The organism is Marinoscillum sp. HNIBRBA16962 (assembly GCF_057801515.1).
This window is the reverse complement of the sequence record NZ_CM173603.1, coordinates 2,034,313-2,046,824: the sequence shown is the minus strand read 5'-3', so window position 1 is coordinate 2,046,824 and position 12,512 is coordinate 2,034,313. Positions and strand designations below refer to the sequence as shown.

Below are 12,512 nucleotides of genomic sequence, written 5' to 3'. Positions count from 1 at the left end.
TTGAAAAACGGATTACTATTATTTTACGTAGATTTAAGTATGCAGATAGAAAGGACAGATAAAGAAATAATATTTAAAATCCCCAGTAACGTAGATACTTTGGGACTGCAAAGAATTATTGACTACCTGAAGTACAAAGAAGTCACTGCAGATAGCGGTAGTGACCAGGCTGCAATTGACAAAATTGCAGAAGAATCTAAAGCAAACTGGTGGAAAGAGAATAAGGGCAAATTCATTAGGTGAGAGTTGCTTACTAAAAGAAAAAGTATCCCTCTTACGATGATTTAAAACTTAGTCAACTTCCTTTCCTAAACCCCTTTTGTAAACTAACTTGAGCTCAAAAATCAGTAGCTCATGGATGTAGAAATTCTCTCCCGGATCCAGTTTGCACTTACCATTTCTTTCCACTACATCTACCCGCCTCTGAGCATTGGTCTTGGTCTGATCATGGTCATTATGGAAGGGCGATACCTGGCTACAAAAAATCCGGAATACAGAACAATGTCCCGGTTCTGGACGAAGATCTTTGCGCTCACCTTTGGTATCGGGGTAGCCACCGGAATCGTGATGGAATTTGAGTTTGGGACCAACTGGGCTACCTACTCCCGGTATGTAGGGGATATTTTTGGCAGTGCACTTGCTGCCGAAGGCATCTTTGCTTTTGCCCTGGAGAGTGGCTTCCTGGGTGTTTTACTGTTTGGGTGGAACAGGGTGAGTCCCCGTGTGCATTTTATCGCTACCCTGGGCGTATGGCTGGGATCGATGTTTAGCGCTATATGGATTGTAGTAGCAAACTCCTGGCAGCAGACTCCTGCCGGATATCACATCGTGGGTGAAGGGATGAATGCACGCGCTGAGGTTACGGATTTCTGGGAAATGGTTTTCAACCCATCCAGTGTGGATCGCATTTCTCATGTCTGGATCGGAGCATTTCTGGCAGGTTCATTTCTGGTACTTAGCGTTCATGCCTATTACCTGCTAAAGGGCCGACATGTCGAAATATCCAAAAAGGCATTCAAAATTGCGCTGGCCGTGTCTGTCATCGCCTCATTAGCACAACTGTTTACCGGACATCATTCTGCCAATGGTGTAGCAGAAAACCAGCCGGCAAAGCTGGCAGCCCTGGAAGGTCATTTTGATAGCCTGGCAGCGGCAGACATGTATATCTTCGGCTGGGTAGATAAAGAAAATCAGGAAGTCATCGGGGTTAAAGTACCCGGTGGGCTGAGCTACCTGCTGCATCAGGACTTTGAAAAGCCGGTTACAGGACTAAATGCTTTTAAGGAGGAAAACAGGCCCGGACAGGTCAATGCCGTTTTTCAGTTTTACCACATCATGGTGGCTATTGGGATGACTCTGATAGGCCTTTCACTTGTTGGTGTGTTTTTCTGGTGGCAAGGAACACTTTTTGACCGGAGATGGTTTTTGAAGCTGATCGTTATTGCCGTCATACTGCCTCAAATCGCTAATCAGGCAGGTTGGTTTGCAGCAGAGATGGGACGCCAGCCATGGGTAGTCTATGGACTGCTACGTACATCCGATGCACTTTCTAAAGTAGTCACTGCAAACCAGGTTTTGTTTTCACTGATTTTGTTTCTTGTGGTCTATACTTTATTGTTTGCCCTTTTTATCTATTTACTCAATAAAAAGATCCAAAACGGACCGGATGATGAGACGCTGATTGATAGCAGGCCAAAACAGGCAGAGATTGGCTCTGCTTTGAATTTTAAATAGAATGAGCATGTTGCCGGGACGCAATAGGCATAGGAGTAGCAGTAGGCAGTGGGCAGTAGGCAGTAGGCAGTGATTAGGTAAAATAGTAAACAGTGATCGGGGGGAAGGTGAGCCGTGAATTGGTGAGCGGTAATCTGTAATCGGTGTGAAAGGTGGCCAGTAGGCAGTGGATTAGTGGATTAGTGATTAGTGATTAGTTAAATGATAAAATAATTAATATGTCAAAAGCCAATGGTCAAAGCAATAGGCATAGGAGTAGGCAGTGGCAGTAGGCAGTAGGCAGTAGGCAAAAATTGAAAATGAATAATTGGGAATTGAAAAAAGTCAACAGCTAATGGTCACCCCGATGCTTCGTGAGCTAATGGCTAACAGCTAAAGGCTAAAAGCCAATGGGCAGTGAACAATAAGCAATAGGTAAGTGGTGAGGCAGTGGAGTGGCAGTAGGCAGTGATTAGGTAAAATGGTAAACAGTGATCGGGGGGGGAGGTGAGCGGTGAATTGGTGAGCGGTAATCTGTAACCGGTGTGAAAGGTGGCCAGTAGGCAGTGGATTAGTGATTAGTGGATTAGTGATTAGTGGATTAGTGATTAGTGATTAGTTAAATGATAAAATAATTAATATGTCAAAAGCCAATGGTCAAAGCAATAGGCATAGGAGTAGCAGTAGGCAGTGGCAGTAGGCAAAAATTGAAAATGAATAATTGGGAATTGAAAAAAGTCAACAGCTAATGGTCACCCCGATGCTTCGTGAGCTAATGGCTAACAGCTAAAGGCTAAAAGCCAATAGGCAGTGAACAATAAGCAATAGGTAAGTGGTGAAGCAGTGGAGTGGCAGTGGGCAGTGTGTTAGGTAAAATGGTAAACAGTGATCGGGGGGAGGTGAGCGGTGAATTGGTGAGCGGTAATCTGTAATCGGTGTGAAAGGTGGCCAGTAGGCAGTGGATTAGTGGATTAGTGATTAGTGGATTAGTGATTAGTGATTAGTGGATTAGTGATTAGTGGATTAGTGGATTAGTGATTAGTGATTAGTGGATTAGTGGATTAGTGATTAGTGATTAGTGATTAGTTAAATGATAAAATAATTAATATGTCAAAAGTCAATGGTCAAAGCAATAGGCATAGGAGTGGCAGTAGGCAATAGGCAGAAATTGAAAATGAATAATTGGGAATTGAAAAAAGTCAACAGCTAATGGTCACCCCGATGCTTCGTGAGCTAATGGCTAACAACTAAAGGCTAAAAGCTAATGGGCAGTGAACAATAAGCAATAGGCAAGTGGTGAGGCAGTGGAGTGGCAGTGGGCAGTGTGTTAGGTAAAATGGTAAACAGTGATCGGTGGGAAGGTAAGCGGTGAATTGGTGAGCGGTAATCTGTAATCGGTGTGATAGGTGGCCAGTAGGCAGTGGATTAGTGATTAGTGGATTAGTGATTAGTGGATTAGTGGATTAGTGGATTAGTGATTAGTGATTAGTGATTAGTGGATTGGTGATTAGTGGATTGGTGATTAGTGGATTAGTGATTAGTGGATTAGTGGATTAGTGATTAGTTAAATGGTAAAATAATTAATATGTCAAAAGTCAATGGTCAAAGCAATAGGCATAGGAGTGGCAGTAGGCAGTGGCAGTAGGCAATAAGCAGAAAGATTTTAAAATAATGAAGTCAAATTATCAAGCAGCTAAAAGCCCAATTATATGGAAACATTCTTAGGATTAGATTACCCAACCTGGTGGTTTTTAGTGATTGGTGGTGTTTTCACCGGTTATGCTATCCTGGATGGTTTTGATCTGGGTGCTGGCGCCTGGCATTTGTTTTTGAAAAAAGAAGAAAACCGACGAATCGCCCTCAATGCCGTAGGTCCGGTGTGGGACGGCAATGAAGTATGGCTGGTCATAGGAGGCGGAGCACTTTTTGCAGGTTTTCCTGAGGTTTATGCTACCGTGTTTTCTGCTATGTACATTCCATTTATGCTGTTTCTCCTGTTCCTGATCTTTCGGGCTGTTTCCATCGAGTTTCGGAGCAAAGAACCCATGAAATGGTGGCGGCAAACCTGGGATGTCTCTTATAGCATTTCCAGCATTATGTTAGCAGTGCTGCTGGGAGTGGTGCTGGGAAATGTCCTTCAGGGTATGCCCATTGACGAGCAATTCGAATTTTCTGGCAACTGGGTCTCCTTCATTAACCCCTACAGCTTAATGACCGGTATTACTACCCTCGCCCTTTTCATGATGCATGGAGCAATCTATCTCATCATGAAAACTGAGGGAAGGCTCTATATTAAGATGGGCTTATTGGCCAAAAGAGCAATTATCTTTTTTATAGTCAGTTTTAGTATAACCACGGTTTACACTCTGATCTATTTCCCTCATTTATCAGACCGATTTAAGGCAAGCCCCTATTTGTTTGTTTTACCTCTGATCGCCTTTTTAAGTATTGCAAACATTCCCCGGCTGATCAGCAAGAAGAAATACCTCCCCAGCTTCATATTTTCCTCCATTACGGTAAGTATGCTATTGATCCTTGTTGCAGTGGAGTTGTTCCCGGTGATGATCCTTTCCACAGGAGACCCTGAAAACAGCCTCACCATTTACAATGCGGCCGCCTCAGAAAAAACGCTGGGGATCATGCTGATCATTGCAGCCATAGGAGCACCGCTGGTAGCCATTTACACCGGATTTGTTTTCTGGACCTTTCGCGGCAAGGTGAAAATGGATGAACATGCATACTAATAAATAACATATAGCTCATATTTTCATTAAACTTGTTGAATTTCAATGTTTTCCATTGAATAATTGGTATTGTATGTTGCTTCCTGTTCATTTGTAGGATATCAATCAAAAAAAGTTTTAGAAACATGAAAAAATGGAATGGATTCTGGACAGTTATGCTCCAGTTGGTTTTGGTATGTGGAATAAGTCAGGCTTACGCTCAGCAAATGCCCGCTGCATCGCAGGCGCCGGATATAGAGGTAAGCGATGCTGAGTTAGAGACTTTTGTAGATATATCAAACGAAATAAGAACACAACAGCAGGAAACACAAACCAAGATGGTAGCTATCATCGAGGAAAGTGACATGGGAACAGAGAAATTCACACAAATTGCTCAGTCTTTTCAATCCGGACAGCAGCAAGAAGGTGATTTCACTGAAGAAGAAATGCAGCAGTTTCAGGAGCTCAATGCACAATTGCAGCCACTCCAAATGGAATCTCAGAAGAATGCAATGAAAACCATTGAAGATAATGAGATGGAAGTACAGCGCTTTCAGAGTATAGCAGCGGCGCTTCAGGCTGACCAGGATCTGCAACAACGCTATATGACCCTATTGCAGGCGAGTCAGGGCGGACAATAAGGCCAATAAACTCTTCGAAGATTATAAAAACTTATAAAAGCCACCCCAACATTCATCGCGGGGTGGCTTTTTTTACTTTTCAGACAGGTTTGTGTGCCGATTCGTCTAAGGAGTCCTTCAAACAATCTGTCTGACTGCTGAGCGAGTATTATTAGGCCAACACAGCAGCTATTTATACACCTATGGGAAGAAATTCTACCTGAATCCTTTTGGAATAAAGTATCCGAAATTGAACCCATAACTAGATGAAAAACGTTAACTTGTAAAGGACTATGAGCAGCCAATTAGTTACCATATCACCAGAGATATTAAGCGGAACCCCTGTTTTTTACAATACCAGAGTTCCTGTTAAAAATCTGTTTGACTACCTTAAAGGTGGTGACAGTCTGGAAGAATTTTTGATAGACTTCCCTTCGGTAACTAAAGACCAGGCATTAAAAGTTTTATCCCTGGCAGAAACAATAATCACTGTAAATCCCGATCCTGGTGAAGCTGCTGCTTGATGAAAATCTCCCAGTTCGATTAAAGCAAAAGTTCAGTTCTTCAATCTCGTTAAGTACAGTCAATGATGAAGGGTGGAATTCTATTAAAAATGGCGAATTACTGCATTTGATGAAAAGTAATGGGTTCACTATTTTAGTGACAGCCGACAGAAGTCTTCGTTACCAGCAGAATCTTGAAAAGCATGGAATTCTGGTTATCCTGCTAATCAGCCCCACTAATCGTTACAAGGATCTATTGAGTTATGTTCCAGCTATTGAAGCCATCTTGCCTCCTAAGATTACTCATGGAGTGATTGAAGTAGGTCCCGACCAAAAAGCTCAATAGATTTTCTCACTTCCGGAGGTGTAATTCTCACCATATCCCAAAAATTTATACCCGTTTTATGGCAAAAAAGCCACCCCGACATTCATCGCGGGGTGGCTTTTTTTATTTAACCTCTTGGTTTGTTTAGAACCGTCAGACGGTTAATGGTCTACAAATCCGGCTGAGGTGTCATTCGCAGATACGGCTTAATGACTTTGTGCCCCTTTGGAAATTTAGAAGGTATTTCTTCATCTTTCACCGCTGGTGTGATCACCACATCCTGGCCTTGCTGCCAGTCAGCAGGTGTTGCCACACTAAAATTGGCAGTAAGCTGCAATGAATCAATCACGCGTAAGATCTCCGCGAAATTCCTACCTGTAGAAGCCGGATAAGTGATAGATGCTTTGACCTTCTTATCCGGGCCAATAAAGAACACCGACCGTACCGTGGCGGTAGCAGAAGCATTTGGGTGGATCATGTCATATTTCGTAGCAACTTCCCGCTCCGGGTCTGCTATGATCGGAAAGTTCACTTCACAGTTTTGCGTCTCATTGATATCCTTGATCCATCCCTGATGTGATTCCAGATCATCCACACTGACCGCCAAAACTTTGGTTTTCCTTTTATCAAACTCATCTTTCAAAAGTGCTGTTTTACCTAATTCGGTAGTACACACTGGTGTATAGTCCGCCGGGTGCGAGTACAGCACTCCCCAGCTATCACCTAACCATTCGTGAAAGTTGATCGTACCCTGGGTTGTTTCCACCTGAAAATCAGGCGCATCATCTCCTATTCTTAATGCCATAATTACAATAGTTTATTTAAGTTCAATCGATTTGTGATCAACTCAACGAAATAAAATGATCAGGTGTTTAAATAAATCCAAAGAAAATACCAACCAATAAATGGATGGAACAGGTATGTTCAGCGGCTGACAAAGAAGCAACAAAAGGCCTGAAGGACGAAACTATTTCCTGAATTTCAGTTTGCGCATCCCCGTAAAGTAGGCCCACATCATTTTCAGCTTTGAGCCTCCTTTGCGAGACATTTCCATAGCGTCCCAAAGCTCCTCAGGCACCTGGTCCAATTGGTTAAACTCTCCGGCTCCTTTTAACCACTCCCCACCATCGATGGTGATCACTTCACCGTTTATATATGCTGAAAAGTCGGAAACAAGATAAGCGGCAAGATTAGCCAGCTCCTGATGCTCCCCTACCCGGCCTACCGGGACCTTGATCGCCGGATCAAATTTCTTTTTCAGGTCTCCGGGTAGTAACCGGTCCCATGCACCTTTTGTAGGGAAAGGCCCCGGTGCAATGGCATTGCAACGAATACCGTGCCTGGCCCACTCCACTGCCAGTGAACGTGTCATGGAAAGTACACCCGCTTTGGCGCATGCTGAGGGCACCACATACCCTGACCCGGTCCATGCATAAGTAGTAACAATGCTCAGGATGTTTCCGGGTTTCTTATCAGCTATCCAGTCCTTCCCCACAGCAAGCGAAAAATTGTAAGAGCCTTTCAAAACGATATCCACCACCGTATCAAAAGCGCGATGAGAAAGTCTTTCTGTTGGACTAATGAAATTTCCGGCAGCATTATTCAGCAACACATCGATCTGGCCGAATCGCTCTTTTGTTTTACGGATCACTTCTTCTACCTGCTCATACTCCCGCACATCACATGCCAGTGCAAGCACAGGTGAGCCGCTTTCCCCCTCTATTTCTCTGGCTGTTTCCTCCAGCACCTCCAGCTTTCTACTGGTAATAACGAGGTTGGCCCCTAGTTTTGAAAAATAAGTACCCATGGAGCGACCCAGACCGGTTCCTCCTCCTGTCACGATGATGGTTTTCCCTTTCAGGGCTCCATCTTTCAGCATACCATCAGTATAGTTCATGAGATCAATGATGTTTGATCTCAGAAAGATAATGAAAAAGCAGCCAGCCTCTGCCTACTTCTGCGGTAACTTATGGAAGACCGTACCGTAGACGAAAGTCCCAAGCACTGCCGCTAACCAGACAACAATGAATGTCAGAAAACCATTGCCGATAAGAATATAGACAGGCCCCGGACATGCGCCTGTAAAAGCCCATCCAAGGCCAAAGATACTGCCTCCAATCAAAGGCGGCCAGAAAGCTTTCCTTTTGGGCCTGATATTGATAGGATTGCCGGTAAAATCCCGGATCTCAAACTTTTTGATCATCCACACTGCAAGCATACCCAGCAAAACAGCTGAACCAATCACACCATACATATGGAAGGATTCAAACCGAAACATTTCATAGATACGAAACCAGGAAATGACTTCCGATTTAGTGAGTATTATTCCGAAAACAATTCCAGCCAGTAAAAATTTCAGATTTTTCATAACAAGAATGGGAGAATTAAATGTGTAACAATAAGTCCACCAATGAAAAAGCCAATCACGGCGATAAATGAGGGGAATTGGAGGTTACTAAGACCGCTAATGGCATGTCCTGAAGTACACCCCCCGGCATATCGAGTGCCAAAACCAATCATAAATCCTCCCAAAATCATGAAAACAAAGCCCTGGAAAGAAAGCAGGTTTTCCCAGCTGAAAATTGAAGTTGGTACATATTCAGCTCCCGGGTTTTCAATGCCAACGGCTTTTAAAGAGGCGATGGTTTTCGGATTTAAGTCAATGGCTATACCGGGTGAAAGAAATTCATTGGCAATGTATCCACCAATCAAAGCACCAAGCACAAAAAACAGGTTCCACGTTTTATTCTTCCAGCTGATCTTGAAAAAGGGACTTATTTTCCCTGCTCCGCCTATAGAGCATACGGTCTTTAAGGTAGAAGAGACGCCAAAGCTTTTACCAAAATATAGCATCATAATCATAACGAACGCGATCAATGGCCCCCCGACATACCAGGGCCATGGAGCCTTTATCCATTCCATATTTAACAGGTTTTAAAACTTCAAATTAACCCAAATTCCGCAATAGAGCAGAATTTACCCTATGGGATTAATGTATAAACATGAATTGCCGGGTAAAGTGTTCAATTCATTCTCTACCATCCATTTCACTGATCCACTCTTTCACCAGCTCAATGCCCTCTTCATGCTGCATTTTTCGACCTACCTCAGGCATCATTACGCCGGGATCCAGGGAGGTAATCCTGTGAACCAGTATTGACCGGTCGGGATTTCCTGGAACAATGCTGAATCTTAGTCCACCTGATCCTCTGCCGGCTGCAACCGGTGGTTTATTGATACCGAGACGGTACGGATCATCTTCATAATATGTGAGGTATAACCCGGTATTTTTAGCTGGTCCTTCTTTACGATGGCAGTGGGCACAATTGATTTCCAGCCAGGCCCTCGCCCGCTCATCCAGGGAACCTGTCTCAGGATCATCCCAAACCGGAATAACAGGCCATTCCTCTACCGGAGGCAACGCCTCAAGCATTCCTGTAGCTTCCCACTTTTTAAGTTGATTTGTGGTGCCATCAGCATATCGGTGAGGCCTGTTAAGCTGCCTTGCAGTGGGGCCTATAGGGACCAGCTTTCCGGACATCTCATGACAGCTCTTGCACTGGACCAAATTAGGTACTGAATAATTAACCGACCGTAACACACCGCTCTTGTCTTTCCAGCTTACCGGAACTGAGGCTCCGGCTATTTCCAAAAAAGCCTCTGTCTGCTCCTCATTCCAGATATAAGTCCAGGCATTCCATGAAGCCCCTTCGTTGACTAAAAGCCTCGTTTCTATAATTCTGCGCTGTCCTTCAGGCGCTCTAAAATCGTCCGGATAGTAAAAGTTTTTGATCAAAACCGTACCTTCAGGAAAATCCATAACTTCTTTATCAAGGTACCTGGCGCTTTTTCCTTCCGGGAGTTTTACAAACCGTGCCTTGTGCGCATAATCAGAAAATAAAGGTGTATTCAGATCATAAGGCAGAATGCCGGAAACGGGAATCATATCTTTCATCGGTTCCTCAAAAAGGTTCCATTCTGAAAGCTGCTCAGGTACATCCAGCTCAGCAGAACCTTTCAGCGATACCTCCTCCACCACGGGCTTTTTTTTAGCCTTTTGCTGGCAGGCAATTATCAGAATACCTAAAAGGATTAAACCATAATACCTCATGGATAAATCGGTTCTATGCTTTGACCTTCACAGTTGAAAACAGACCAATCCGCATTGAGGTTCGCAAAATCATTGGCTGCATCCAGATCTCCAAAGGCCAGTGACTCATCCTGGCGGATACAAAAAGAAAACTGCGACCGGTCAGGAGTTATGCCATCCCAGACAATATCCGGAGTAGCAAAGGGAAATTTCGTCAAAAACAACAAGCCAAAATCGCTTTCCATGGTAGGAAAGGTGTAACTGTTCTCGAAGATATTATTATGGATATAAACCTGATTGGGATATGGATCATATTCCTGGTCCTGCTGAGCGATCTCAATGTTTTCGTTTAGTTGCGTCTCTTCTTCTGTACCCAGCGCTTCCACCAGGTCATAACTTGCAATGGCCACACCTGCTGTCCTGTTGTCTATGATCTCATTTTCAAATAGCTCAATGTTTCTTGTGGCCAGTAACATGATCCCCGTACCGGGAGGTACTGTGGCTACAATGTTTCCCTTGGGGGCAAAATTTGTGTAATTATTCTCAAAAATCTGGTTATTAAACACACGTGTCGTGTGACCGTATTGCGTAAGTCCGGGCATGTCAAAAATCAAGATCCCTCCAGTATTGTTATGAGCATGGTTTTCATAAATCTCCACCCACTTCGAATTCTCACTTTCAATCCCGGCCACATTATAGTAGGCTTCATTATTTCTGATAATTACACTATCAGACTGGCCCACATAGATACCAGCGTCAGAGGAACCGATGGCTATGCAGTACTCCACCAAAACATGTTTTGATAAAACAGGATAAAAAGCATAAGCGCCATTTTCCGCTCTTGGCTCTCCGGTCCATTGAGACTTTATCTGCCTAAGCGTAATGCCCCTGGTATCTGTAATTTTGATATTGTCACCTTTGGCATTTTCTATCGTAAACCCTTCCAGAGTAATATTTACACCATTAGATACCTTGATTCCTTCTGCTCCTTCCTCCTGCATCTCAAAGGAAAGAATGGTTTGATCCATTCCTGCACCCCGAATGGTCAGGTGTTTTTTACCATCCACCAGGAGAGACCGGGTAAACATATAGCTACCCTCGGGGATACTAATAACCGAGCTGTCTCTGGCTGTGATCAGCTGTGACTGAAGGTCTTTTTCTATGGATTTCCAGTCCGTGCCCAGCTCCTCAATGTAAGGAGTACTGCAGGACATTAAAAGTAGGGTCAGTAAAAATGGGCTTGTTGTTTTCATCCCAAAAAGATAGTAAAATCTCAGATATTGCAAGGTGTGTCTGCTACGTCTTGCCAGGGCAAACGCATATAAAAAATAGATCATTGAAAGATTGACTATTTTAAACCTGCAAAAAAACAACTTTCTGTATTCAACATACCCCCGGTGGCCGGATGAGGCTGCCGGGCGTCAGAATGAACTCGCCGGTCGGCTGGATGAACTCAGGGGTTGACCGGATAGGCTCGCCGATCAGCCGGGTGAACTTCCTGGTTAGCCTGATAAGGTTGCCGGTTGCCAGAATGAATTCGCCAGTCGGCTGGATGAACTAGCCGGTCGTCCGAATGAGGTTGCCAGTCGTCAGGATGAACTCGCCGGTCGTCCGGATGAGGTTCAGGCGTGTCCGGATGAACTCGCCGATCGTCCAGGTGCGCCCGGATGAACTCCAGGTGAGGCGTCCTAAAATAACTTGACAGGTCTGGGACCCTCATTTAAAAATTTATTTCAGCCAATCAGGTTTTGTGGTACTCATATTAGCACTCAGCATATTCAAGAGCTGATAGAGTAGCGATGAGTGTAAAAATTCTTAGCTTTAATAAGCACAAACTACCCTGGCTATGAATAATCGTTCAGTTTCATTATCAATTGCAATCCTCCTGACCTCTTTCATTGCATTCTGCCAGACTACACCGAGTGCTTCCGCTATTTTGACTAAGGCTATTCAATATCACGATCCTGAAAATCAATGGTCAACATTTGCTGCTAAACTAACCTTTGAAGAAAAACGTCCTGGCAACACGCCACGAAATACAGTGATCCGGATCAATAATAGCAAAGGATTTTTCAAAGTGAACCGAGATGATGTTGAGATCCACGGGATGGTCATGGACTCATGCTTCATTGAAAAAGGAGATGTGGACTGCAAAAGAGCCGAAACACTCAGAAACTACTATTTATATCTATGGGGACTCCCAATGAAACTGAAAGACAAGGGAACCAACTTACTTGATGAAGTCAACGAGGTGACCTGGATTGATTATCCTGCCTGGGAAATTAAAGTGAAATACCCTACCGACCAGTGGTCATTCTACTTTGATAAAAAGCGTTTTAACCTGATAGGATACCAGTTTTACAAAAATGACGGAACAGGAGAAAAAATAGTCCTGGTAGGTGAAAAAGAGGTGAACGGCATCAAAATTCCTAAAGAGCGAAGCTGGTATACCCTGCCGGACGAAAAATACCTGGGGATGGATGTGCTGAAATCCGTATCCGATTTTTAGCTATATGAAAAAAGCCCCCCTAATTCAAG

Annotated in this window: 13 protein-coding genes; 7 read left to right on the top strand and 6 right to left on the bottom strand. The window is 43.9% G+C overall.

What is annotated here, in order from left to right:
• The 6 genes from AC3E9V_RS08710 to AC3E9V_RS08685 all read left to right on the top strand — a co-directional run bounded on the left by AC3E9V_RS08710 (position 1) and on the right by AC3E9V_RS08685 (position 5,905).
• Positions 1-243 carry a hypothetical protein gene (locus AC3E9V_RS08710; RefSeq protein WP_488752804.1) on the top strand — a complete coding sequence of 81 codons (243 nt, stop codon included), beginning with the start codon at positions 1-3 and terminating at the stop codon, positions 241-243.
• A 111-nt stretch (positions 244-354) separates the two neighbouring features.
• A complete protein-coding gene (locus tag AC3E9V_RS08705; protein WP_488752803.1) occupies positions 355-1,734 on the top strand; it encodes a cytochrome ubiquinol oxidase subunit I in 1,380 nt (459 codons plus the stop codon).
• A 1,688-nt stretch (positions 1,735-3,422) separates the two neighbouring features.
• The gene (cydB, locus tag AC3E9V_RS08700; protein ID WP_488752802.1) at positions 3,423-4,457 is read left to right on the top strand and encodes a cytochrome d ubiquinol oxidase subunit II; all 1,035 of its coding nucleotides are present in this window, start codon (positions 3,423-3,425) and stop codon (positions 4,455-4,457) included.
• Between the two features lie 125 nt (positions 4,458-4,582).
• Complete coding sequence (locus AC3E9V_RS08695) at positions 4,583-5,077, top strand: DUF4168 domain-containing protein (RefSeq protein WP_488752801.1); 495 nt, start codon at positions 4,583-4,585, stop codon at positions 5,075-5,077.
• A 272-nt stretch (positions 5,078-5,349) separates the two neighbouring features.
• Positions 5,350-5,580, top strand: coding sequence for a DUF433 domain-containing protein (locus AC3E9V_RS08690; RefSeq protein ID WP_488752800.1), 231 nt, complete (start codon positions 5,350-5,352; stop codon positions 5,578-5,580).
• Positions 5,564-5,905: a DUF5615 family PIN-like protein gene (locus tag AC3E9V_RS08685; RefSeq protein ID WP_488752799.1), complete on the top strand. Its 342-nt coding sequence runs from the start codon at positions 5,564-5,566 to the stop codon at positions 5,903-5,905. The genes AC3E9V_RS08690 and AC3E9V_RS08685 overlap by 17 nt, the downstream gene beginning before the upstream one ends.
• A gap of 148 nt (positions 5,906-6,053) precedes the next feature.
• Here the strand turns inward: AC3E9V_RS08685 and AC3E9V_RS08680 are convergent, their stop codons facing one another.
• From AC3E9V_RS08680 to AC3E9V_RS08655, 6 genes are all read right to left on the bottom strand, one after another.
• Entirely contained in the window at positions 6,054-6,689 is a 636-nt protein-coding gene (locus AC3E9V_RS08680) for a peroxiredoxin (RefSeq protein ID WP_488752798.1), read from the bottom strand.
• A gap of 162 nt (positions 6,690-6,851) precedes the next feature.
• On the bottom strand, positions 6,852-7,781 hold the full coding sequence (locus tag AC3E9V_RS08675) for an SDR family oxidoreductase (RefSeq protein ID WP_488752797.1): 930 nt from the start codon (positions 7,779-7,781) through the stop codon (positions 6,852-6,854).
• A 54-nt stretch (positions 7,782-7,835) separates the two neighbouring features.
• The gene (locus AC3E9V_RS08670) at positions 7,836-8,252 is read right to left on the bottom strand and encodes a DUF6691 family protein (protein WP_488752796.1); all 417 of its coding nucleotides are present in this window, start codon (positions 8,250-8,252) and stop codon (positions 7,836-7,838) included.
• The gene (locus AC3E9V_RS08665; protein WP_488752795.1) at positions 8,249-8,806 is read right to left on the bottom strand and encodes a YeeE/YedE family protein; all 558 of its coding nucleotides are present in this window, start codon (positions 8,804-8,806) and stop codon (positions 8,249-8,251) included. The genes AC3E9V_RS08670 and AC3E9V_RS08665 overlap by 4 nt, the downstream gene beginning before the upstream one ends.
• Before the next feature lie 106 nt (positions 8,807-8,912).
• On the bottom strand, positions 8,913-9,995 hold the full coding sequence (locus AC3E9V_RS08660) for an SO2930 family diheme c-type cytochrome (RefSeq protein WP_488752794.1): 1,083 nt from the start codon (positions 9,993-9,995) through the stop codon (positions 8,913-8,915).
• Complete coding sequence (locus AC3E9V_RS08655) at positions 9,992-11,311, bottom strand: parallel beta-helix domain-containing protein (protein WP_488752793.1); 1,320 nt, start codon at positions 11,309-11,311, stop codon at positions 9,992-9,994. Before AC3E9V_RS08655 ends, AC3E9V_RS08660 begins: the two co-directional genes overlap by 4 nt.
• 509 nt (positions 11,312-11,820) lie before the next feature.
• Here AC3E9V_RS08655 and AC3E9V_RS08650 point away from each other — a divergent pair.
• Complete coding sequence (locus AC3E9V_RS08650; protein WP_488752792.1) at positions 11,821-12,483, top strand: DUF6503 family protein; 663 nt, start codon at positions 11,821-11,823, stop codon at positions 12,481-12,483.
• Positions 12,484-12,512 lie beyond the last annotated feature (29 nt).